The organism is Eubacterium sp. CAG:156 (assembly GCF_000434315.1).
Lineage (GTDB): Bacteria > Bacillota > Clostridia > Lachnospirales > Lachnospiraceae > Eubacterium_U > Eubacterium_U album.
Map to the genome: position 1 here is coordinate 84,965 of NZ_FR878163.1, position 24,095 is coordinate 109,059.

At 31.8% G+C, this 24,095-nt stretch carries 20 protein-coding genes and 1 riboswitch; all 20 genes read left to right on the forward strand.

Going from position 1 to position 24,095, the window contains the following annotated elements:
- Positions 1–12: 12 nt before the first annotated feature.
- Positions 13–870 carry a 16S rRNA (cytidine(1402)-2'-O)-methyltransferase gene (rsmI, locus tag ABMA45_RS06785; RefSeq protein ID WP_022089135.1) on the forward strand — a complete coding sequence of 286 codons (858 nt, stop codon included), beginning with the start codon at positions 13–15 and terminating at the stop codon, positions 868–870.
- A gap of 441 nt (positions 871–1,311) precedes the next feature.
- A complete protein-coding gene (locus ABMA45_RS06790) occupies positions 1,312–2,874 on the forward strand; it encodes a hypothetical protein (protein ID WP_022089136.1) in 1,563 nt (520 codons plus the stop codon).
- A 5-nt stretch (positions 2,875–2,879) separates the two neighbouring features.
- Positions 2,880–4,493 (forward strand): MBOAT family O-acyltransferase, encoded by a 1,614-nt coding sequence (locus ABMA45_RS06795; RefSeq protein ID WP_022089137.1) that lies wholly within the window; start codon positions 2,880–2,882, stop codon positions 4,491–4,493.
- Between the two features lie 137 nt (positions 4,494–4,630).
- Positions 4,631–6,115, forward strand: coding sequence for a class I adenylate-forming enzyme family protein (locus tag ABMA45_RS06800; protein ID WP_022089138.1), 1,485 nt, complete (start codon positions 4,631–4,633; stop codon positions 6,113–6,115).
- A 55-nt stretch (positions 6,116–6,170) separates the two neighbouring features.
- Entirely contained in the window at positions 6,171–7,592 is a 1,422-nt protein-coding gene (locus ABMA45_RS06805) for an SLC13 family permease (protein ID WP_022089139.1), read from the forward strand.
- Between the two features lie 120 nt (positions 7,593–7,712).
- Positions 7,713–9,410 (forward strand): DUF4886 domain-containing protein, encoded by a 1,698-nt coding sequence (locus ABMA45_RS06810; RefSeq protein ID WP_022089140.1) that lies wholly within the window; start codon positions 7,713–7,715, stop codon positions 9,408–9,410.
- Positions 9,411–9,621: 211 nt separating this feature from the next.
- Positions 9,622–9,778, forward strand: a riboswitch (FMN riboswitch).
- Positions 9,779–10,006: 228 nt separating this feature from the next.
- Positions 10,007–11,101 (forward strand): bifunctional diaminohydroxyphosphoribosylaminopyrimidine deaminase/5-amino-6-(5-phosphoribosylamino)uracil reductase RibD, encoded by a 1,095-nt coding sequence (ribD, locus tag ABMA45_RS06815; RefSeq protein WP_347996302.1) that lies wholly within the window; start codon positions 10,007–10,009, stop codon positions 11,099–11,101.
- A complete protein-coding gene (gene ribE, locus ABMA45_RS06820) occupies positions 11,083–11,733 on the forward strand; it encodes a riboflavin synthase (RefSeq protein WP_022089142.1) in 651 nt (216 codons plus the stop codon). The genes ribD and ribE (ABMA45_RS06820) overlap by 19 nt, the downstream gene beginning before the upstream one ends.
- Positions 11,734–11,751: 18 nt before the next feature.
- Positions 11,752–12,954 carry a bifunctional 3,4-dihydroxy-2-butanone-4-phosphate synthase/GTP cyclohydrolase II gene (locus tag ABMA45_RS06825; protein ID WP_022089143.1) on the forward strand — a complete coding sequence of 401 codons (1,203 nt, stop codon included), beginning with the start codon at positions 11,752–11,754 and terminating at the stop codon, positions 12,952–12,954.
- A 288-nt stretch (positions 12,955–13,242) separates the two neighbouring features.
- Positions 13,243–13,704: a 6,7-dimethyl-8-ribityllumazine synthase gene (gene ribE, locus ABMA45_RS06830; RefSeq protein ID WP_022089144.1), complete on the forward strand. Its 462-nt coding sequence runs from the start codon at positions 13,243–13,245 to the stop codon at positions 13,702–13,704.
- Between the two features lie 69 nt (positions 13,705–13,773).
- Entirely contained in the window at positions 13,774–14,418 is a 645-nt protein-coding gene (locus tag ABMA45_RS06835) for a nucleoside recognition domain-containing protein (RefSeq protein WP_022089145.1), read from the forward strand.
- A 71-nt stretch (positions 14,419–14,489) separates the two neighbouring features.
- Positions 14,490–15,686: a hypothetical protein gene (locus tag ABMA45_RS06840; protein WP_022089146.1), complete on the forward strand. Its 1,197-nt coding sequence runs from the start codon at positions 14,490–14,492 to the stop codon at positions 15,684–15,686.
- A gap of 25 nt (positions 15,687–15,711) precedes the next feature.
- Positions 15,712–17,220 carry a prenyltransferase/squalene oxidase repeat-containing protein gene (locus ABMA45_RS06845; RefSeq protein WP_022089147.1) on the forward strand — a complete coding sequence of 503 codons (1,509 nt, stop codon included), beginning with the start codon at positions 15,712–15,714 and terminating at the stop codon, positions 17,218–17,220.
- The gene (locus ABMA45_RS06850) at positions 17,207–17,710 is read left to right on the forward strand and encodes a DUF4430 domain-containing protein (protein ID WP_022089148.1); all 504 of its coding nucleotides are present in this window, start codon (positions 17,207–17,209) and stop codon (positions 17,708–17,710) included. The genes ABMA45_RS06845 and ABMA45_RS06850 overlap by 14 nt, the downstream gene beginning before the upstream one ends.
- Positions 17,707–18,603 carry an energy-coupling factor transporter transmembrane component T gene (locus ABMA45_RS06855; protein WP_022089149.1) on the forward strand — a complete coding sequence of 299 codons (897 nt, stop codon included), beginning with the start codon at positions 17,707–17,709 and terminating at the stop codon, positions 18,601–18,603. Before ABMA45_RS06850 ends, ABMA45_RS06855 begins: the two co-directional genes overlap by 4 nt.
- Entirely contained in the window at positions 18,576–20,201 is a 1,626-nt protein-coding gene (locus ABMA45_RS06860; protein WP_022089150.1) for an ABC transporter ATP-binding protein, read from the forward strand. Before ABMA45_RS06855 ends, ABMA45_RS06860 begins: the two co-directional genes overlap by 28 nt.
- The gene (locus tag ABMA45_RS06865; protein WP_022089151.1) at positions 20,168–20,809 is read left to right on the forward strand and encodes an ECF transporter S component; all 642 of its coding nucleotides are present in this window, start codon (positions 20,168–20,170) and stop codon (positions 20,807–20,809) included. The genes ABMA45_RS06860 and ABMA45_RS06865 overlap by 34 nt, the downstream gene beginning before the upstream one ends.
- Positions 20,810–20,988: 179 nt before the next feature.
- Positions 20,989–22,254 (forward strand): cation:proton antiporter, encoded by a 1,266-nt coding sequence (locus ABMA45_RS06870; RefSeq protein ID WP_022089152.1) that lies wholly within the window; start codon positions 20,989–20,991, stop codon positions 22,252–22,254.
- Positions 22,255–22,371: 117 nt separating this feature from the next.
- Complete coding sequence (locus ABMA45_RS06875; protein ID WP_022089153.1) at positions 22,372–22,893, forward strand: spore maturation protein; 522 nt, start codon at positions 22,372–22,374, stop codon at positions 22,891–22,893.
- Between the two features lie 147 nt (positions 22,894–23,040).
- A complete protein-coding gene (gene pfkB / locus ABMA45_RS06880) occupies positions 23,041–23,949 on the forward strand; it encodes a 1-phosphofructokinase (protein ID WP_022089154.1) in 909 nt (302 codons plus the stop codon).
- The last annotated feature ends 146 nt before the right edge of the window (positions 23,950–24,095 follow it).

Here is a 24,095-nt window from a genome sequence, read left to right on the forward strand (position 1 = left end):
TGGAGAAAGTCTATGAGTGAAGAAATTAAGCAGGGAAAATTGTATTTATGTGCAACACCAATTGGAAATTTGGAGGATATAACGTACAGAGTTGTAAGAATTTTGAAAGAAGTTGATATAATTGGTGCCGAAGATACAAGAAATAGTGTAAAATTATTAAATCATTTTGAAATAAAGACTCCAATGACAAGTTATCATGAATTTAATAAATATGATAAGGCAAAACAGTTGGTTCAAATGATGCTAAACGGGAAAAACGTAGCAATTATTACGGATGCCGGAACGCCTGGAATATCAGACCCCGGAGAAGAGGTGGTGAGACAGTGCTATGAAGCGGGAATAGAAGTTTCATCTCTTCCGGGAGCAGCAGCTTGCGTGACGGCACTTACAATGTCGGGACAAAAAACAAGAAGATTTTGTTTTGAGGCATTTTTACCTAGTGATAAAAAAGAAAAATCAACTGTGTTAGAAGAGTTGAAAAATGAAACAAGGACAATAGTAATTTATGAAGCACCACACCGCTTGGTAAGAACACTAAAGGAATTAAGAGATGCGTTAGGAAATAGAAGTATTACATTATGCCGCGAACTTACTAAGAAATATGAAGAAGCTGATAAAACAACAATTGATGGTGCAATAGAAAAATATAATGAAAAAGAACCAAAAGGAGAATTTGTTCTTGTAATAGAAGGAAAATCTCAGGAGGAGATTAAGGAAGAAAAAAGAAAACAGTGGGAAGATATGAGTATTGAAGAACATATGGAATATTATGTAAACCAAGGCAATGATAAAAAAGCTGCTATGAAATTGGTAGCAAAAGACAGAGGAGTTTCAAAAAGAGACATTTATAATACATTAATAAAAGAATAAGATGTCTATTTTTATAAAAAATTATTACGAAATAAATAAAAATATGCTAATTAATAAAACTATTTGAATTAATTAAAAAGAGATATTTAATAGTAATAAAAATAAAGGTAAAAGAATTTAGAAATAATTGTAACCAAAAAATTATAACAATTATGTTGTAATGATTAAATGATTTTGTTATAATTTTATGGTTTAATGAATTATAGTGTCAATTCTTAGAGAGTTTAATGAAAAAGTAAACATGTTAATTTAGTGAAAATGTGCTTTATGATGACATACAGTTAGACAGAAGTTTATGCAGAAATAGGTAGTAGTTTTTGGACAAGAGCATATCAAGTTTGGAAACTATTATTTTTTTGAGACTTAAAATTCTTATAATTTTATTAAATGTTATATAAGTTTATTTTAAAATACAAAAATTATTTACTAATGGAGAAAAAAATGAAACAGAAAATAGGAAGAATAGTAAAAATTATTTGTTTTTGTCTAGTGGCAGTATTAATGGTAAATGCTTTAGAAGGATTATTTAAACCAAAGTGGTTAGAAAATCGTTGGGCATCATCAAAAACAAATAAGAGCTTTTATGAATTGGAAAAAAACAGTACAGAAGTTTTATTCTTTGGAGCAAGCGTTATTGCTGCAACAGCAGATCCGTATCAGTTATATGAAGATTACGGTATTTCTTCATATAATTTAGGTGTTATGTCACAGCCGATGATAGGAACATTTTTTTGGTTCAAAGAGGCATTAGACACACAGGATATTAAAGTAGCAGTTGTCGAAATTAAATCTGCCGGAAAATCATCTGAAAAGGCAGAGGAAAAAGCAAGAAAATCATATGATTATATGAGAATTGGAAAAAACAAACTTCAATATGCAATTGAATACAATAGTGTTCAAAGAGACGAAGATGAAGTAAAACCGGATTTATTTTCATATTTATTCCCATTATCTTTATATCATTCAAGATGGTCAGAATTAAATTATGATGATTATGATTTCTTCTTAGGAAATAACAAAAGTTATACTAGAGGCTTTTCAGTATTATCAACACAATTTAAGGATATGAATACTTATATTGAAGAGGATGCACAAAAAGGCTTATATGATGGATTTGAAGTAGAGTCAGATAAAATTGAAAGTCCAAATGAAGTTAATGCTAAGTATGTGAGAAGAATAATTGAATTAGCTAAAGAAAGAAATGTTAAGTTATTATTCGTAAAGAGTCCTGACACAGGCTGGAAAGAAAAACAGCATAATTATATTCAAAAAATTGCGGATGAAAATGATATTCCGTTTATAGATATGAATCTTAAGAGCGTTAGAAAAGAACTTGATTTTAATTATAAAACAGATTTAGCTGATGCAATTCATTTAAATATAAAGGGAGCAAAAAAGACTTCAGAATTTTTGGGAAAATATTTAACTGAAAATTATGATCTTACTGATTACAGAGAAGGAAATAATAGCGTTAAGAAGAGTTTTGAAAAATATAAAAAATATTATGAAGCATCTATAAAAGAAGGTGAATTAAGTTTCCCGACAACTTTAGATGAATATTTAAAAGAAGTACAGGATAAGAGTAATGGAAATTATGAAGTCATTTTAGCAGCAGGTTCAAATGTTAATAATATTAAATTTACTGATGAACAGAAGAACACTCTTATAAATATGGGTGTTAGTAAAAAGATATTTGAAGATAGCGAATTTGGTACAAATATAGTAAGTGTTACAAATGATGGTAAGACATACAATGAAGTGGCTAAGCAGAGTGAAGACAGTGCAGTAAGTGTTTCATTAGGTGGAACATTTAGTGATGGAACAGACTATCTTGTGAAAGCTGATGCAACAGGAAGCACACTAAAGTTAAATGACAATGAATGTACAAGTTTAACATCTTATGGTTTTAATATTATAGTATACGATAAGCAACTAAAAAGAGTTGTAAGCACAGTTTATTTGTATTCAAATAATGGTGAAACTACATTGAACAGAGGAGAGTAGCTAAAATGGGCTTTAATACACTATCTTTTATCCCATTTCTATTAATAGTAATTTTATTGTATTTTACAGTTTTTAGAAAATGTCAGTGGATATTTTTATTAATTGCAAGTATTGCATTTTATTTATTTGCAGGACCTAAATATATTGTTTTTATAATTATTTCATCGCTAAGCACATATTTTTTCGCAAGAAAAATTCAGAAAATGCATGATGCTGAGGATAAAATTTTAAAGGAACGTGAATTCTCTTCAAAAGATGCAAAGAAGGCTTTTAAGAAAAGACGTACAAAACAAAGAAGAAGAGTCCTCGTAGTTGATTTTATTATTAATTTAGGATTGTTATGTGTAATTAAATATACAGATTTTATTTTATCAGGTGTATCCACAATCCTTTCAAAATTTGGAATGGATTGGAGTAAAGAGTTTAATTTCATACTTCCACTTGGAATATCTTTTTATACATTTATGCTTGTTGGATATATACTTGATGTTTATTGGAAGAGATATAGAGCAGAAACAAATTATTTTAAACTTGCCTTATTCTCAATGTATTTCCCTCATATTGTGCAGGGACCAATTGGAAGATATAACAGGTTAGCACCACAGTTTTTTGCAGATCATCCATTTGATTACAACAGAGTAACTAAAGGATTTCAATTAATCTTATGGGGTTACTTTGAAAAAATGGTAATATCTGACAGAATACAGGCATTTACAAATGGAATATTAGCAAATTGGCAGCAGCTTACAGGTTTTCCACTTTTACTTGGAATATCATTATTCTCAATTCAGTTATATTTAGACTGGATGGGATGTATGGATATTGCCCATGGTGTTTCTGAAATATTTGGAATTAATCTTGATAGAAACTTCTGGCATCCGTTCTTCTCAAAGAATATGCCTGAGTTCTGGAGAAGATGGCATATTTCACTTGGTGCATGGTTCAAAGATTATTTATTGTATCAGGTTTCAATGTCAGGATTATGTAAGAAAATTAATAAATTCACAAGAAGAAAATGGGGAAACCAGGCTTCAAGAGCATTTTCAGCAGTTATACCGGCAGCAGTTGTATGGATTGTTACAGGTGTTTGGCATGGTGCCGCAAGTTGCTTTGTGCTTTGGGGCGTATACCATGGAATTTTAATTATAACAAGTTCGTTATTTGAAATTCCAATACAGAAACTGTGTAAATTCCTTCATATTGATACAGAATGCTTTAGTTTTAATTTATTTAGAATGATTAGAACATTTATGCTTTCGACAATAGGTAGAATTTTCTTTGCAGTTTCAGCAGGATTTACAACAATGATTGAATTTACAAAGAGAATGTTTGACTTTAGACAGTTTGGACTTCACACTCTTTGGGATGAAAGTTTATTCTCATACGGATTAGACAGACATGGATTTACATTAGCTATGCTTTTAGTTGTATTAGTATGGTGTGTAAGTATGTTACAGGAAAAATTCGATAAAGATAATAAGACAGTCAGAGATGTAATTGCAGAACAGAATATTGTTTTCAGATGGGTTTTATATTTAGGACTTATTGCGGGAATTCTTATTTTTGGAATGTACGGTTCAGGATATGATGCCGGCGCATTCTTCTATGGTAAATTCTAATCTGAAAATACAATGATGTCCGGAGTAAATACGGTATGATAATTATTTTGTATAAATACAGAATAATTTTAGTCTTATAACTCCGGCATCTATAAATTTAGTAACATATGTTGAAGAGATAGTTTTAGGAGGATTTCATGAGTTACAATTCAATTTTGGAAGCGATAAAAACTAATTCAGAAATTAATCCCGGCAAATTATGTGTGGGAGACAAAAAGAATAAGGAAACATACGGGCAGTTTTGGAAAATGATAAATAAGGGAGCTGCTTATTTGGAAAAGAATGGTGTAAAAAAAGGTGACGTTGTAGTTTTAAGAGGCGCACAAAAGGTTGAATATTTATTTTCGATATTTTCAATTCAGCTTCTTGGAGCGATTGCATGTCCATTAGAAAAAGCTGTAAAAGAGGACAGAATTCTTGAAATTATGAATTTTGTAGAAACAAAGTATTTTCTTGATACTAAGAAATTAAAGGATACTTCTGCAGAATGCATTAGTTTAAAGGAAATGTTTAAAGAGGCAATGAATGATGAAACTGAATGTGATGTAAACAAGTATGAATTGCCTAAATCAGATGATTTATCAGAAATTTTGTTTACTACAGGTACTACAGGTAAGTCAAAAGGAATTAAGATAATCTGCAAAAACAATATAGCAATAGCGCAGAATGTAAGTGAAGCTATAGGAATAACTTCAGATGATGTTGAAATGGTTACAGCACCGTTAAATCATTCTATGGGACTTAGAAGAACATATTCCGTTTTTTATAAAGGTGGAACAGTTATAATGACTGACGGAGTAAAATTTGTTGAGGATTTCTTCAAATTATTGGACTTATACCATGTAACAGGACTCACATTTGCTCCTGCAATTCTTGAACAGTTATTGAAATTTGCAAAGGATAGATTTGGAACATATAGCGAACAGATTCATTATATACAGTTAGGTTCAGCACCTTTATCTGAAAAAGCAAAAGAAACATTAAAAGAAATGTTCCCAAATACAAAATTATTTAATATTTACGGCGCAACAGAATCTGGTTGTACTGTTAGTCTTGAATTTAGCAAATACGGAGATAAAAAAGGAAGTATTGGAATTCCAAACGTAAATGCAAATATAATTTTTGTAGATGACAATAGAAATATAGTTGATGCATCAGCAGAAAATCCGGGAAATCTTGCATTTAAGGGTGCAATGAACATGCCTGGTTATTTAAAAGAACCTGAAATTACTAAAGAGGTTTTAGACGATGAAGGCACTTTATATACAAACGACTTAGGCTATATGGGAGAAGACGGATTTGTATATTTACTTGGAAGAAAAGGCGATGTAATAAATATGGGTGGAATTAAGATTGCACCTTCAGAAATAGAAGAAGTTGTTGCACAGAACGAAATGATAAAAGAATGTGCATGTATTCCTATACCTGATGAAATTACAGGAGAAGCACCTAAATTATTTATAGTTATAAATGAAGGATATGAATATGATGAAAAAGCATTACATAAATTTATGACTGATAAATTAGAAGCGATAAGAGTTCCAAAAGTTGTTCAGGTAATAGATGAACTCCCAAGAACTTTTAATGGAAAAGTAATTAAACGTAAATTAAAAGAAATGTAACTTGTAAATAGAAAATCAGAGTGATTTTAAGAGTATTTTGAGATGAGGAATTAAAATGACAAAGACAAAACAGCGTATTTATTTATTAATAGGACCATTATTATTTGTTTTATGTTGTTTAGCAATACCGGAGAGTGCATTTCCGGCTTTAGCTGAAAGAGCAGCAATAGGAACGGTTGCATGGATGGCATTTTGGTGGGTAACAGCGCCTATCGATTATGCAGTAACAGCATTTTTACCAATAGCAATAAATGCTATTGTCACTATGTGCGATATGTCTGCAGTAATATCAAATTATGCATCTGAGACAATTTTATTATTACTTGGAGCATCAATATTGACTGTATCTTGGGAAGAAACAGGACTTGATAAAAGAATTGCAGCATCATTACTTGGATTAATTGGTGATAACTTAAGAATTCAGTTAATTTTCTGGTTTATGTTATCTACAGTATTATCTGCAATTTTACCAAATGCAGTAGTATGTGCAACAATTACACCTATTGCAGTTTCGATGTTAAAGTACATAGGTGAGGGTGATATTGAACATAGTAGAATTGGTTCAAAATTATTATTATACATAGCTTACGGTGCAGGACTTGGAGGATTGACATCACCACTTGGTGGAGCAATGAATCTTGTAACTGTTGATTATTTACAGCAGCTTACAGGAAAAGAATACATGTATATTTCATGGGTAATCCGTTTCTTACCAATTATGATTACATTACTTGTTATTAACATTGTTTTCATGATTAGGGATGTTAAAAAATCAGAAAGCCTTGGTGGATCAAAAGAATATTTTAGAAATGAATATAAAAAATTCCCACCAATGAGCATAGAAGAGAAGATTTCTCTTGGATTATTTGCAGTAGCAACAATACTTGCATTCACAAGACAGTTCTATCAGACATTATTACCAGGATTAAAACCGGCATATGTATTTATTATTTGTGCAATTTTATCATTCTTAATAACACGTTCTGATGGAGAAAGACTTATGCTCTGGAAATCAGTTCAGACAAAAATTATTTGGGAAATGATTTACATTTTTGCAGGTGGTCTTGCAGTAGGAACATTAATAAATGAATCAGGTGCAGCAGAAAGAATTGGTGAATTGGTTTCAGGAATGGGACTTACAGGTGGAGTTACAACAGTATTTGTAATTATAACAGTAACTTTACTTATGTCTGATGTAACATCAAATACAGCAACTGCAGCAGTTGCAATACCTATAGTTATATCTATAGTAAAGGGAATGAATTTAAATCCAATACCTTACGTTTACATTGCATCAGTAGGAGTAAATTTATCTTATATGTTACCAACATCAATCAGAGCAATACCTGTTGGATATGGTTTACAGCCAAAGTATATGCTTAAAGAGGGTTGGAAAATGACAGTAATCATTATAATAGCAATGACAATAGTATGCTCATTATTGTTAAAATATTGGCCGGCATTTAGTACAACGTAAATATTTACAGATTAACTTAAGATGGAAACTAAATTAATGAAGTTTATATTTAATAATGTTTCCAATAACTAGTCGCCGACTAGATAGAGAGGCAATACATGTTAGACGAGGAGCAACGAAATGAAAACCAGATTTAGAAAATATAGTAAAATATTGTTCGGTGTAATTATGATGTTATATTTTGTGGCAGTAAGTAATAACGTATACGCCGATGATGTTCAATTTACACAGAAAACATATAAAATATTGTTTGTAGGAAACAGTCATACATATTACAATGATATGCCAAAAATGTTTAAAGGACTTTGTGATGCAGATAAAATAAATTGTGAAGTTACATCGATTACATCACCAGGATACAAACTTAGCCAGTTTGCAGATAAGACTAACATGTATGGAAGTCAGGTTTATCAGGCATTAACAAATAATACATGGGATTATGTAGTATTACAGGAAAACAGGGCAGTTTTAGTAGAAAAAGAAGAAGAGGCAGAAGCAGCAGTTAATACTCTATACACTTTAATACATAATGCCGGAGCAAAAATGGTTATATATGCAACACAGCCAAATAATATTGGAAGCACATTTAAAGTAGATTCATTATCATTGTTTTTATCAGATTTTCAGATTGAACAGATTTTAACAAGAAATAACTTTAAAATAGCTGATGAATATGATGGACTTGTTGCAGCATCAGGAACTAACTTTATGAGAGTAATGCAGGATTATCCTAAAATTACAATGTATAAAACAGATAATCTTCATCCATCAGTAACAGGAAGTTATTTGGCAGCATGTACTATTTACAATACAATATTTGACAGAAGTCCATATGGAAATAAATATTTACCAAATAGTGAATATGATAAAGATAATTTAATATCAAAAGTTTCAATGGAAAATGCCCTTATAATGCAGAAAATTGCAGACAGCAGATTAAAAGTAGATAGTTATTATACAACAGTAAGTAAGGGACAAAATTCTAAATTGACAGCAACATTTACATCAACTCAGACAGATGAATCAGATACTACAGAAGATACTACTAAAAAAACAGAAGATGTAACAAAAACCTCAGATGAAAAAGAGACAACAGTTACTGATAAGAAAGATACTACACCAACATATACAAATAAAATAATGTGGGATGCTGTTGATGCAAACAGTATTTCAATCAACAGAATTACAGGTGAATTTACTGCATTAAAGGCCGGAAAATATCAGGTAATGTCAACAACAGACAGCGGTTTAATATGCTATTCAACAATTGATGTAAAACAGCCATCAACAGCTTTTAACATTAATGAAAGCAAGATTTTAAAAGTTGTAAGGGGATATGTAGGAAAATATACTACTACGATAGCACCTGATGATACAACAGATACAATTACATGGAAGAGTAATTATCCGGATATAGTTTCTGTTGATGCACAGGGAAATATACAGGCAAAAAAAGTAGGCATAGCAAAAATAACTGCTGTAACTACAAGCGGAATTAAGTCAGAACGTTATGTGCGTGTAAAGTTAAAGATACCAGGTAATGTTAAGCTGACAAAAAAGGTAAAAAAAGTTAAGAAAAAGAAAGTATATCGTGTAAATGTAAAATGGAGTAAAAATACAAGGGCTACTAAATATTATGTATTCCGTAAAATGGAAGGCAAAAAGGTATTTAAAAGAGTCGCAACAACTACTCAGGCAAAATACATAGATAAAAATATTAAGAAAAATAAAACTTATTCTTACAAAATACAGGCGATATATTCAAATAGCAAACTTAACAGTGATAAAACAGCAGAGTATAACATAAAAGTTAAATAATAAAGTTTTAAGAATATTAGCAAATTATAAAAATTAATTATAAAGACCTCTAAAATGTGTAGATTATATACAAAAATCTGTTATTTTAGAGGTTTTTTACGTTAAAAAAATTAACATATATATATTAAAAAATGTTTAACAAAAATAGTTTATTGGAAATTTTGTTGACAAACAAAAACAAGGTGACTATACTTTAAGCAGAAATTAAATAAAAATTCTTCGGGGCAGGGTGATATGCATAAAGCATAAATTCCCAACCGACGGTAAGTGTTCAGAGCGTAAAGATGCACGAGTCCGTGACCTGCGAAAGCAGCTGATTTGGTGAGAATCCAAAACCGACAGTATAGTCTGGATGGGAGAAGAATAGATGATGTAATTAATCTTCATCAGTAATAAGGATTTAATCTGATTATAGATGGTTATCCGGTTAGATGTTTGTATGATTTACACAACAATTAATTAGATAAATACAACTGATGATAATTTGCTAAAAACCATACGCGAATAGGAATTAGCGATGAATAGATTAATAGACATTTTGTATTTGTGCGAAAGCCCCTTTGAATGAAAGGAGGCTTTTTTTGAACCCAAAATACATGAAAAGAGCAATTGAATTAGCAAAAAAAGGTATAGGTTATACAAATCCAAATCCTATTGTAGGATGTGTTGTGGTTAAGAATGACAAAATTATTGCGGAGGGTTATCACAAAAAAATAGGTGGATTTCACGCAGAACGAAATGCACTTACAAATTGCAAAGAAGATACAACAGGAGCAGAACTTTATGTAACGCTTGAACCGTGTTGTCATTATGGAAAAACACCACCATGTACGGAAATTATTATAGAAAAAAAGATAAAAAAAGTTTATGTGGGAAGCATGGATCCAAATAAGCTTGTAGAAGGAAAGGGCGTGAAGATTTTAAAAGAACACGGAATTGAAGTTAAGTGTGGAATTTTAAAAGATGAATGTGACAAGTTAAACGAAGTATTTTTTCACTATATTACAAACAAAACACCTTATGTTGTAATGAAATATGCTATGACTATGGATGGAAAAATTGCATGTGAAAATGGAGATTCAAAATGGGTTACAGGTAAAGACGCAAGAGAGACAGTTCAAAAAATGCGAAAGCAGTATATGGGAATAATGGTTGGAATTAATACAGTACTAGAAGACAATCCGATGTTAAATTGCCGAATAGAGGAAAATGTCGACCCGATAAGAGTAATATGCGATTCAAATTTAAGAATACCATTTGAAAGTAATATTGTTAATACGGCAAATAAAATACAAACAATAGTTGTTTGCACAAATGAGGCTGATACAGATAAACAAAAATATTTAGAAGAATGTGGGGTTGAAGTCGTAAGGCAGAAAAGGAAAGGAAGAGTTAATTTATCAGAACTTATGAAAACATTAGGTGAGAAAGGGATAGACAGTATATTGCTTGAAGGTGGTGGAACACTTAACGCGCAGGCATTAAAAGAAAATATTGTAAATAAAATCTGTTGTTTTATAGCACCTAAAATTGTAGGTGGAGCTGATGCTAAATCACCAATTGAAGGAAAAGGCGTAGAAAAAATGATGGAAGCTTACAGCATAGAAAATATGGAAATTCAAAAATTAGGAAACGATATTATGTTAACCGGATATTTGAAAAGAGGTAGTCAATGTTTACAGGAATTATAGAGGAAACCGGTCAGATAGAATACGTTAACAGCAATAGTGAGAAATATCAGATTGGAATTAAATGTGAAAAGGTTTTAGAAAAAACAGTAGTTGGAGACAGCATAGCAGTTAACGGCATTTGCCTTACAGTCACAAAAATGTGGAAAAATGGATTTGAAGCGGATGTGATGTCAGAAACGTTAAAAAGAACCGGTTTAAATGGAAGCAAAAAAGGTACATGTGTAAATCTTGAAAGAGCTATGGCAGCAGATGGACGATTTGGAGGACACATCGTTAGTGGTCATATAGATGGAACCGGGATAATAGGAAGTATACGTGAAGATAAAAATGCAGTATGGTATGAAATTTTGGCAGATGATGAAATTATAAAATATGTGGTTGAAAAAGGGTCAATATCAATTGATGGAATAAGTCTTACAGTCGCTTATGTTGATAAAAAAGGATTTAAAGTATCCACAATACCACACACAAGGATAAGCACAAATTTAAAATACAGAAATGTTGGAGATACAGTAAATCTTGAGTGTGACATTATAGGAAAATATGTAGAAAAGCTATTAGGCTATTCAGAATGTAATGAAAAGAAAGAATCAAAAATTACAGAAAGCTATTTAATAGAAAATGGATTTTAAAGAAAGAAGGAATATAAAATGAGCAAAACAATAGGAACAATAGAAGAAGCAATTAAGGATATAAAAGAAGGAAAAGTTATTTTAGTAATAGATGACCCTGATAGAGAAAATGAGGGGGATTTGGTATGTGCAGCAGAATTTGCAACAACTGAAAATGTAAATTTTATGGCAAGTTATGCAAAAGGACTAATTTGCATGCCTATGGAAGAAGAACTGTGTGAAAAACTTGACTTGGAGCAAATGGTAAAAGTTAATACTGATAACCACTGCACAGCGTTTACAGTTTCAATTGACCATGTATCAACTACAACAGGAATATCAGCGGTCGAAAGAGGAATTACGGCGAGAGCAATTGTAGGCAAAGATGCAAAGCCGGAAGATTTTAGAAGACCGGGCCATATGTTCCCACTTAAAGCAAAAAAAGCAGGAGTATTAGAAAGAACAGGTCATACAGAAGCTACAGTTGACATTGTAAAATTAGCAGGACTTAAACCTTGTGGATTATGCTGTGAAATAATGAGAGAAGATGGAACAATGATGAGAACAACAGAACTTCTTGAATTTGCACAGGAACATAATCTTACGGTAATTACAATTGCTGATTTGGTTAAATACAGAATGGAAAGAGACAGTTCAGTAAAAAGAGAAGCGGTTGCAAAGATGCCAACGAAATATGGAAACTTTAATATCGTGGGTTATCAAAATAAAACAACAGGGGAACATCATGTTGCATTAACTATGGGAGATGTAGGAAATGGAGAGCCTGTTCTTTGCAGAGTACATTCGGAATGTCTTACAGGAGATGTATTCGGTTCTAAAAGATGCGATTGTGGACAACAGCTTGAGAAAGCAATGGAGATGGTTGCAAAAGAGGGAAGAGGAATAATACTTTACTTAAGACAGGAAGGAAGAGGAATTGGATTAATAAATAAACTTAAAGCATATGAGCTTCAGGAACAGGGATTAGATACAGTAGATGCAAATCTAAAACTAGGATTTCCGGCAGATATGAGAAGCTATGGAATGGGAGCACAGATTTTGGCAGACCTTGGAGCAAAAAAACTAAGAATTATGACAAATAATCCGGCAAAAATTACAGGCTTGTCAGGATATGGAATAGAAATAGTTGAAAGAGTTCCGATACAGATAGAAGCACAAAAATATGATGAATATTATTTGAGAACAAAGCAGTTAAGAATGGCACATATGACAACTTACTAAGATTATTTGCTGAACCCGATTTCTTAAATTTAACGAAATAACGCTCGCGCTGCTTGCCGCTCGTAGCGGTTCTAAAGTTTTAGCACACAGCCTGACTTTGTAACTTACAGTTTCAAGTCAGGCTATGCACCAAAGCTTTGAACCGACGGCGACAAATGCTATTTCTTTTAAATTTAAGAAATCTGGTATAAGCAATTTAATGTTAAGTGTAATAATGTCAGAACTTATAATTTAAACCATACTTTAAAAAACTGACATCAAAATATATTATACAAGAGGAGATTTAAAATGAGAACTTTAGAAGGAAAATTAGTAGCAGAAGGATTAAAAATTGGTATTGTAGCAGCAAGATTTAATGAGTTTATTGTAAATAAACTTGTAAGCGGTGCAGAAGATGCATGCGTGCGACATGGAGTTAATGATGACGATATTACATTAGCGTGGGTTCCGGGTGCATTTGAAATTCCTATAGTAGCAAAGAAAATGGCTCAGTCAGGAAAATATGATGCCATTTTATGCTTAGGAGCAGTAATTAAAGGCTCGACAGATCATTATGATTATGTATGTGCAGAGGTAAGCAAAGGAATTGCAATGGTAGGAATGGAAACAGGAGTGCCTACAATGTTTGGAGTATTAACAACAGACAACATTGAACAGGCAATAGAAAGAGCAGGAACAAAAGCAGGAAATAAAGGATTTGATGTTGCATGCTCAGCAATTGAAATGGCAAATTTAAATCGCATGCTGTAAATTATGTAATTATTATGGTAGGCTTGCGTAAAATATAATAATTCATTTAATAATAAAAGGAAAAATTAAGTGCTAAATTATATTTGGGCAGGAATGATTATATTGTCAGTGCTTTATGGAATGGCAACAGGCAGGATGGAACAGGTAGGAAATGGAGCAATAGAATCCACAAAAGAGGCTGTGAGTATGTGCATTACAATGCTTGGAATTATGAGCATGTGGATGGGATTTATGAACGTGGCTTCTAAAAGTGGAATGATAAAAAAACTGGAAAAAATACTTGAACCGATTATTATGTGGCTGTTTCCGGGTCTGCCTCATAACCATAATGCAAGAGAACCGATAGTAACTAATATAATTGCAAATATATTAGGCTTGGGATGGGCGGCAACACCGGCAGGACTAAAAGCAATGGAGGCATTGGCAGAAAATCCATTAGAACAGAGTGGATACGTATTAAGTGAAAATAAATCAGAGATAAAGAGGCAAAGAAAAAGAAAGTGTACATTTCCAAAGCATATTGCAACTGATGAAATGTGCACTTTTTTAGTATTAAATATTTCTTCACTTCAAATTATTCCTGTAAACATTATTGCGTATAGAAGTCAATATAGTGCAGTAAATCCGTCAGCAGTTGTGCTTCCGGCAATTATTGCAACAAGTTTCAGCACAGGAGCAGGGATATTGTGGTGTAAAATAATGAGTAGAGAGTAATGTCAATCGTTTGACATAACTAATTGATTATTATAAAATTAGTTGATTAATTATACATGGAGGAAATGACAATGAGAAATACAGTAAAAAAAGCAATGGCGATAGCAATTGCAGTCTCAATGACAACAAGTATTGCAACAGTAGGTTATAACAAGATTCAGGCACAGGAAACAAATAAAACAGTAACTTTTTCAGTAGAAAAGTTTACAATTGGACAGGGTTATGTAGTTGAGCCTGTAAGCGTTGAAGTTAGTGACGATATGACAATATCTGATGTATTTGAGAAAGTAATGAATGAAAAAGAGATTAAATATACAGGTTCAAAAAACTATGGATATTTATATTTGCAAAGCATAGAGAATGCTGATACAGGAATTATTGACATACCGGAAGAAATAGCAAAAATGCCTTCTTATGAAAGTTCATATGAGTATGAAGGAGAAACTTATACAACATCATATTCAGCTCCGTCAAATGAAAAAAATGATGGTAATACACAGCCAAACAATGGTTTAGGAGAATATTCATATAATAGTATGGCTGGATGGATGATTTCTGTAAACGGAGATAATGATAATGGAAATCTTACACCGGCAGATATTGTAAAAGATGGTGATGTAATCAGATATCAGTTTTCAGTATATGGATGGGGAGCAGATGTTGGATTAAGCAATTATGCAGGAATGGAACCATTAAAGGTTGCCGATAAAACAACTCTGACAAAAGAATTAGCAAAAATTAATAAAAATAAAGCAGTATGGATGAATAATGAAAATGTTAAAACTGCGTATGAAAATGCAATTAAAGTTGCAACAAAATTGATGGCAACGCAGGATGAAGTTGATGAGGTGGTTGCAGAATTAAAGAAAGCTGAAAACGAAACAACTACAGGACAGGATGCGACAACAGTGCAACCTACAACAACAATTCAGCCTACAACAGCAGAAACAACAGTGCAGGCTACAACAACAGAAATACAGACATTAGGAAAAGCAACTGTAAACTCAGTAAAGAAAGTAAAAGCAGGAAAAGCAAAAATTTCAATTAAGAAAATTGCAGGTGCAGAAGGATATCAGTACAAATACTCTTCAACAAAGAATTTCAAAAAAGGAACAGTAATTGTAAAGACTACTAAAAAGAATGTTTTAATAACAAAGAAATTTAAGAAAAATCAGAAATGCTACGTTAAAGTAAGAGCTTACAAAACAGTAAATAAAGTAAGAGTTTATGGAAAATGGAGCAAAGTTAAATCAGTAAAAATTAAGTAATAAATATTTATATTAGAGGAAACACATGAAAAAATTATTAGCAACAATTGCAATATTCTTTATGTGTGTCTCAACTTCAGTTATGGGAAGTCAGACACCGTCAAAGGATGATATAGAAAACACAATAAATAAAATTTCATATTATCAGATGAATACGGTAAAAAATCCAGCATACGGAAGCGTAGGCGGAGAATGGACGGTGTTTGGACTTGCCAGATGTGGAAATATCAAAGATGAATATATAGAAAAATATGTAGGCAATGTATCAAAAACAGTTGCAGATAACAAAGGAATTTTATCAACAAGAAAATATACCGAATATGCAAGAACAATTATTGCATTAACTGCAATTCAAAAAAATCCTCAGAATTTTTCGGGATACAATTTATTACAGCCTCTTGCATCATTTGAAAATATAATGATACAAGGTGTAAATGGAGCTGCTTACACACTTATGGCGTTTGATTGTGGCAATTATGAAATTCCGGACGCAATGACAGGAAAACAGACAACAAGAAATAAGTTAATTGATTTCTTAGTAAAACAACAATTGAACAATGGCGGATGGAATTATATGGGGACAGAAGCAGATGTTGATGTGACTGCCATGGTTATTCAGGCACTTGCTCCATACTATAATGAAAAACAAAATGTAAAAGAAAGCATTGATAAAGGACTTGCAAATCTTAGCACTTTACAGAAATCTGATGGTGCATATGGAAATACAAGTGACTCAAACTGTGAAAGTACAGCACAGGTTTTAACTGCATTATCTGAAATGAGAATAAAAATTGATGATAGCAGATTTGTGAAAAACGGCAAAACCGTATATGATGGTTTAATGACATTTTATAAAGATAATGGTGCTTTTTGCCATACGAAGGGAAAAGGCGCAAATCAAATGTCTACAGACCAGGCAATGTATGCAATAACAGCTTATTACAGAAGTATATCAGGAATGAACAGACTCTATGATATGAGTGATGGAATTATTAAAATAGAAAATATAAAGGTAGAAACAACTAAGGCAGATAATAAAGAAGAAACAAAAAGTAGTGCGTCTGATAAAAATAAGAATGATGCAAATAACAACGATAAAAACAATTCCACAAGTAAAAACACAAAAAGGAATGCATCATCAAATTCAAAAAATAATAGTAAATCAAATGGAAATACGTTAAATAATAGCGATGATAACGACAATAGAGAAAATAATGAATCTAAGAATAGAAAAGATAATAATGTAGAAACGGAAGAAAATACTAATACTACAGATAACTTAGAAAATGCTACAGATGTTTTAGAAAATAATGATGAAGAAAATAAGATAGCTACAGACAATAATATAGAACAAACAGAAAATAAAAATTCAGTTAATAATAAAGAAAATGTTACTAAAGAAACAAAACACAAAAATAGAAGACCTTATATTATACTGATTTTTGGAATATGTTGTGGTATAGCCGGAAAATTTGGATTTGATATTTATAAATATAAGAAGAAAAGAGTGACAAATAAAGATGAACAAAACTAATTTGAGAAAATTAAGCATATGTATAATTACAATACTTATGACATTTTCCTTGTGGGGCTGTGGAAATAGTAAAAGTGTAAAATCTGAAAAGGCAACACAAAAATGTACTTTGTATGTGACTTGTATAAATGCAATAAATAGTAACAAATTACAGGATAATATACGAAAAGCACAACCAAAAGATGGCGTGATATATGAGACAAAGGAAGTTAAATTTACAGAGGGGGAATCCTGTTTCGAAATTTTAGAAAGAGAATTGAAAAATGAAGGAATACTGATTGAAAGTAGCATAACGCCGGCAACAAAAAGCGTATATATAGAAGGAATTAATAATTTATACGAATTTGACTGTGGAAAACAGTCAGGTTGGATGTATACTGTAAATGGAGATGTACCAAATGTAAGTTGCAGTGAGTACAAGATTAAAGAAAATGATGAAATAAAATTTCAATATACATGTAATTTAGGAGAGGATATAGAAAAGAAATGAGAGAAGAATTCGGAAGATTTCACCCGGTAGTAAATATATTATTTTACGCATTTATATTGGGAATTACTATGTTTGTGAATCATCCGATTATGATATTCATTTCTTTTTTATTTGCCACGGTTTATTTTGTAATTGTATACAAAAACAAAAAAATAAAAAAGTTAACAGGGTTATTAGGCTTGTTTATTTTTGCAGGGCTGATAAACCCTCTTTTTTCTCATAGAGGAATTACGGTGCTATTCTTTTTGCCAACAGGAAATGCAGTCACTTTGGAATCTATTATATATGGAATGTTTGCAGCAGGAATTTTAGTTACGGTAATGATTTGGATTTTTACATTTCAAAAAATAGTAACGGAAGATAAAATTATAGCTGTATTTGGGAAGATAGTACCTACGCTTGCTTTAATTTTTTCAATGGTATTAAAATTTGTACCGGCATTTGTGGCTCATGCAAAAGAAACTTCGGATGTAAATATAGTTATGGCAATTGCAAATGAAAGTGATATTAACAAAATGAATTTTATTCGAAAAGTAAAAATGCAGGTGAAAAATTTTTCTATTACAGCAACATGGGCATTGGAAAATTCAGTGGATACGGCTGATTCGATGGCATCAAGAGGCTACGGAGTAAAGAGAAGGACAAATTTTAATAATTATAAATTAACATTAAGGGACATAATCGCCTTGATATGGATTATATTTTTGGGCGGAATTGTAGTTTTAGGGTGTATATTTGGATGTGTTAAAACATACTACTATCCGATGTTTTATATAGAAGAAAATAAGTATGCAACATTGGTTTACATAACATATTTAGCACTTTGCGCAACACCAATTTTAATAAATATTATGGAGGAGATAAGATGGCTCAGATTGAAATCAAAAATTTAACATTTAAATATGCTATGGCAGATTCTCCATGTTTAAAAAATGTTTCATTAAATATAGAAAATGGTGATTTTGTTGTTGTATGTGGAAAATCAGGCTGTGGAAAGACGACATTGCTCAGATGTTTAAAAAGTGTACTTACTCCAAATGGAGACAAAGCTGGGGAAGTCTTATTTGAAAATAAAAAAATTGAAGAAGTTGATGAAAGAACTCAGGCAATGAAAATTGGATTTGTAATGCAGAATCCTCAACAGCAGATTGTAACGGACAAAGTATGGCATGAGCTTGCATTTGGTTTGGAAAACATGGGAATGGCAAGAGAAGAAATAGGGGCAAGAATTGGCGAGACAGCAGAATATTTTGGAATAGCAAAATTATATGAAAGGACGACAAACAGCCTTTCAGGCGGACAAAAACAGTTACTTAATCTGGCGGCAGTTATGACAATGCAGCCTAAGGTAATAATTTTAGACGAACCTACAGCTCAGTTAGACCCTATAGCGGCAGAAAAATTTATTCAGATGTTACATAAAATAAATGATGAACTTGGAACTACTGTTATTATTTCTGAACATAGATTAGACCAGTTGTTACCTGTTTGCAGTAAAGCCGTAGTTATGAAAAATGGAGAAATTTTAGCTGATGAAAATAGTTATAAAGTCGCAGATAAACTTTATAATACAGAAGAATTTCAATTTATGCCTATACCGACTCAAATTTATAAAGAGATTGGAGAATTATCTGAAAATATTCCACTTACAGTAGGTCAGGGAAGAAAATGGATTGAGAATTATGTAAACCAAAATCAGATAATAAAAGAAAATATAGCAAAACAAAATAGATTAATCAACTTAGAGTATGAGAATAAAGATAAAAATAAATCTGCGAAAGATATTGCAATCAGTGGAAAAAACATATGGTTCAGATATGAACGTGATGGAGCAGATATAATTAAGGGGATTAGTGTTAATATAGAAAATGAGCAGATTTACTGCATATTAGGAGGAAACGGTGCAGGAAAATCAACATTAATTAAAATATTGTGTGGAATATTGAAGCAATATAGAGGAAAAGTAAAAATAAATGGCAAAATTGTGTACATGCCACAGAATGTCCAGACAATGTTTCTTCATGACACGGTTATAGATGAGGTTGATGGAAATAAAGATATTTTAACAAAACTAAATCTGGATAAATATGAAAAAACACATCCATATGATTTGAGTGGAGGTGAGCAGCAAAAGCTTGCAATGGCAAAGGTGTTGTTGTGTAATCCTGATATTTTACTTTTAGATGAACCAACAAAAGGAATTGATGTAATTTATAAAAAAGAAATGGGAAAAATAATTCTTGATTTAAAAAAACAGGGAAAGACGATTGTAATAGTAAGTCATGACGTGGAATTTTGTGCAGAATATGGAGACAGATGTGCTATGTTTTTCCAAGGAAAAATTATTTCAGAAAGCAGCATAAGAGAAATGATTTGCACAAACAGATTTTACACAACAGTTTCTCATAAAATGGCAGGAGAATTAATTGAAAAAGCAATTACAAAGGAGGAAGTAGTATGGTCAATGACAGCCGGTTCTATTACGGAGTAGGTTTATTAATTATACTTATTTCATTTGTTGTATTTGCGTTAGGATTTGAAAAAAGAAAACCGAGGGCAAGAGAAATAGTAATGCTTGTGTGCATGATTAGTTTTGCAGTTATCGGGAGAGTTATTTTTTACATGACTCCACAGGTAAAACCTTGCGCTGCAATTATAATTATTACAGGAATTGCATTAGGTAAGAAGGCAGGATTTTTAACAGGAGCCATGACGGCATTTGTGTCAAATTTTTTTATGGGTCAGGGTCCCTGGACACCATGGCAAATGGTAGCCTTTGGACTTTTAGGATATATTTTTGGAATTGCATACAGTAAAAGGAATGTGGGAAGTTATATTCCTAAGAAGCAAAAAAATTTTATTTGTTTTATGGGGATGCTTGCAACAATAGTTGTTTATGGTGTTATTATGGATACGGCAACAGTGCTTATGTCTACAGACAGTCCAAGTGTTCAGGCTTTTATAACAGCTTATACTGCAGGATTTATTATGAATGTAATACATGGTATATCAACTTTTATATTTTTATGGTTTATGTTAATTCCGATGCTAAAAAAAATTGATAGAGTTAACATTAAATACGGAATGTATGTAAAATAAGTAGCAAAAAGTATTTACAAAAAACGAGCAAAAATAACACAAAAACAAGTAAAATAAATATGATTGACATTTGTAAACAAAGTGTTAAAATAAACGTGGTGCGAAGATGTACATAGTGGTACTTCGCACTATATTTTTGTTTCGTATATAAGAAACTAATGAGAAAAGAGGTAGGAAAAATGGATTACAAATTTCTTTTAGACATAGCTATTATTCTAGCTAGTACAAAGATTCTTGGTCTCTTCACAAAGAAAGTTAATATGCCACAGGTTGTTGGTGCTCTTTTGGCTGGTGTTATTTTAGGACCTGCATGTGTAGGAGTGTTAACAGAAACAGACATGATACAGAATATGGCAGAATTAGGTGTAATTGTTCTTATGTTCTGCGCAGGTATGGAAACTGACATTGAAGAACTTAAACGAAGTGGAAAAGCTTCATTTGTAATAGCACTTTTAGGTGTTATAGTTCCTTTAGTTGTTGGTGGTGGTGTTGCATATTTATTCATTAATAATGGATATATTGACACATCAGATGTTACAAGTTCAGTATTTTTACAGTCAGTATTTATTGGTGTAATTTTAACAGCAACTTCTGTAAGTATTACAGTTGAAACTTTAAAAGAATTAGGTAAATTAAAAACTAAATCAGGAAATGCAATTCTTGGAGCTGCCATTATCGATGATATTTTAGGTATCATAGCTCTTACAATTGTAACAAGTTTAGCTGACACATCAGTAAATATTGCAGTTGTTTTATTTAAGATAGTATTATTCTTCGTATTTTGCGGAGTTGTCGGAGTTATTGTTTATTATGCATTTAAGAAATGGTGTGAAATTAGTGGTAAAGGAATGCACAGACATGCAATTATTGCATTCGTTATCTGCCTTGTAATGGCATTTTGTGCAGAACATTTCTTTGGAGTTGCAGATATTACAGGTGCATTCTTCGCAGGCTTAATTATATCAATGACTCAGAAAGATCAGTTCATCGCATCAAAATTTGATGTATTATCATATTTGCTTTTAAGCCCAATTTTCTTTGCAAGTATCGGTCTTAAGGTTGAACTTCCAAAGATGGGACCTGCAATAATTGCATTTGCAGCAGTAATAACATTAGTTGCATTGTTAACAAAGATTATCGGTTGTGGACTTGGCGCAAAGGTTTGCGGATACAAGAATTATCAGGCACTTAGAATTGGTGTTGGTATGATTTCAAGAGGTGAAGTTGCCTTAATCGTAGCCAGCAAAGGTGCAGCAGTAGGTCTTATGAGTAACAATATTATGGGACCAATTATTATAGTCGTTGTTATTACAACAATCATTACACCTATTTTATTAAAACCTGTATTCAATAAGGAAATTATCCCTATTGAAGGAGAAGCATCACTTGCAGATAATTACAAGAAGATTGATGAATACAGAACAGGTGAAAAACAGGATAATTAAAATTGACATAATGGATTTTTATACATAAAATGTCATAGCTTAATCAAATGGTTAGGCTATGGCATTTTTTTTATGTAAAATTCATATTATTTATAAAAATAAAATGGCAGGTGCTAAGTGAATATTGCAACATTGTCTAATTACATAATTCCCATTTTAATATTAATAATAGTTTTATATGGATTAAAGAAAAAAACGAAAGTGTACATTGATTTTGTAGATGGGGCAAAAGATGGATTTGCGACAGTAATAAAAGTTATGCCGACTTTAATAGGGTTAATGGTGGCGGTAGGAATGCTTAGAGAGTCAGGAGCAATGGACTTTTGTGGCAAACAGATTGGAAAAGTAACAAAATATATTGGATTTCCGGGAGAGTTAGTGCCGTTAAATATAGTAAAAATATTTTCGTCTTCGGCAGCAACAGGAATGCTTCTTGATGTTTATAAAAAATATGGAGTAGATTCATATATTGCAAATGTAGCTTCAATCATATTGAGTAGTACAGAAACGGTTTTTTACACGATGTCGGTTTATTTTATGACTGCAAAGGTAACAAAGACAAGATGGACTCTTCCAGGAGCATTATTTGCCACTCTTGCCGGAACAATTGCAAGTGTAATGGTAGCTAAATTAATGTAGCTGATAAATAATTTAACTAAACTTAGTGCAAAATTAATATTAGAGACAAGTTGAAATGAAAAAAATATAAAATTATAATGTAATAAATAGTGTTAGGACGAATAGTCTGTGTATATGAAATATAGTAATAAATTCGGAGGTGCATCTATGATTTATACGGTTACATTTAATCCTTCTATTGATTACATAGTAACAGTAGAAGATTTCAAAGAGGGATTTGTAAACAGAACATCTGAGGAGTTAATGTTCCCTGGTGGAAAAGGAATTAATGTTTCAATGGTACTTAGTAATCTTGGATTTGAAAATACAGCTTTAGGATTTTTGGCAGGATTTACAGGCGACAGTGTTCAGGGAATGCTTACAGCAAATGGTGTAAATGCTGACTTCATAAAAGTTAATGAAGGTATAACAAGAATAAATGTTAAAATCAGAGCTCAGAAAGAAAGTGAAATAAATGGTATGGGCCCTGGAATAAAACAGGACGATATTGATGCGTTATATGAGAAATTAGACAAAATTCAGGATGGGGATATTTTAGTTTTAGCAGGAAGTATACCATCAGTAATGCCTGAAACAATGTACAGTGATATTATGGAACACTTACAGGGAAAAGATATTAAGATAGTTGTTGATGCAACAAAAGATTTACTTGTTAATGTTTTAAAATACAAACCATTTCTTATTAAGCCAAACAATCATGAATTAGGTGAAATATATGGAGTTACATTAAATACAAGAGATGAAGTTGTGCCTTATGCAAAGAAAATGCAGGAAGCCGGAGCAAGAAATGTTTTAATTTCAATGGCAGGCGAAGGCGCAGTATTAGTTTCAGAAGATGGACAGGTTTACAAGAGTGAATGCCCAAAGGGAAAAGTTAAGAATTCTGTAGGAGCCGGTGATTCAATGGTAGCGGGATTTATCGCAGGCTATTTAGAAAGTGGCGAATACAAAGAGGCTCTTAGAAAGGGCTTGTTAACAGGAAGCGCAAGTGCATTTTCTGATAATCTTGCAACAAAACAAGAAGTAGAAGAATTAGGAAAGACATTCCAACTTTAAAATAAAATAAACCTACAAAAAATTCCGGCAGATTTTATGCCGCAAACACGTTGATTTTTTTATTTTGCTACGCCGCTTATTATAAATTAAAAAGTTAAACTCGCTTTTTGGCTCATACATAACTTTTTAATTTAAGCTATGCTCGC

Excerpts from the sequence above, each read along its gene's own strand:
- ABMA45_RS06845 (WP_022089147.1), top strand. The coding sequence starts at position 15,712 with ATGAAAAAATTATTAGCAACAATTGCAATATTCTTTATGTGTGTCTCA.
- ABMA45_RS06860 (WP_022089150.1), top strand. The coding sequence starts at position 18,576 with ATGGCTCAGATTGAAATCAAAAATTTAACATTTAAATATGCTATGGCA.
- ABMA45_RS06870 (WP_022089152.1), top strand. The coding sequence starts at position 20,989 with ATGGATTACAAATTTCTTTTAGACATAGCTATTATTCTAGCTAGTACA.
- ribD (WP_347996302.1), top strand. The coding sequence starts at position 10,007 with ATGAAAAGAGCAATTGAATTAGCAAAAAAAGGTATAGGTTATACAAAT.
- ABMA45_RS06850 (WP_022089148.1), top strand. The coding sequence starts at position 17,207 with ATGAACAAAACTAATTTGAGAAAATTAAGCATATGTATAATTACAATA.
- pfkB (WP_022089154.1), top strand. The coding sequence starts at position 23,041 with ATGATTTATACGGTTACATTTAATCCTTCTATTGATTACATAGTAACA.
- ribE (WP_022089142.1), top strand. The coding sequence starts at position 11,083 with ATGTTTACAGGAATTATAGAGGAAACCGGTCAGATAGAATACGTTAAC.
- ABMA45_RS06800 (WP_022089138.1), top strand. The coding sequence starts at position 4,631 with ATGAGTTACAATTCAATTTTGGAAGCGATAAAAACTAATTCAGAAATT.
- ABMA45_RS06790 (WP_022089136.1), top strand. The coding sequence starts at position 1,312 with ATGAAACAGAAAATAGGAAGAATAGTAAAAATTATTTGTTTTTGTCTA.
- ABMA45_RS06795 (WP_022089137.1), top strand. The coding sequence starts at position 2,880 with ATGGGCTTTAATACACTATCTTTTATCCCATTTCTATTAATAGTAATT.
- ABMA45_RS06840 (WP_022089146.1), top strand. The coding sequence starts at position 14,490 with ATGAGAAATACAGTAAAAAAAGCAATGGCGATAGCAATTGCAGTCTCA.
- rsmI (WP_022089135.1), top strand. The coding sequence starts at position 13 with ATGAGTGAAGAAATTAAGCAGGGAAAATTGTATTTATGTGCAACACCA.
- ribE (WP_022089144.1), top strand. The coding sequence starts at position 13,243 with ATGAGAACTTTAGAAGGAAAATTAGTAGCAGAAGGATTAAAAATTGGT.
- ABMA45_RS06805 (WP_022089139.1), top strand. The coding sequence starts at position 6,171 with ATGACAAAGACAAAACAGCGTATTTATTTATTAATAGGACCATTATTA.
- ABMA45_RS06810 (WP_022089140.1), top strand. The coding sequence starts at position 7,713 with ATGAAAACCAGATTTAGAAAATATAGTAAAATATTGTTCGGTGTAATT.
- ABMA45_RS06825 (WP_022089143.1), top strand. The coding sequence starts at position 11,752 with ATGAGCAAAACAATAGGAACAATAGAAGAAGCAATTAAGGATATAAAA.
- ABMA45_RS06855 (WP_022089149.1), top strand. The coding sequence starts at position 17,707 with ATGAGAGAAGAATTCGGAAGATTTCACCCGGTAGTAAATATATTATTT.
- ABMA45_RS06865 (WP_022089151.1), top strand. The coding sequence starts at position 20,168 with ATGGTCAATGACAGCCGGTTCTATTACGGAGTAGGTTTATTAATTATA.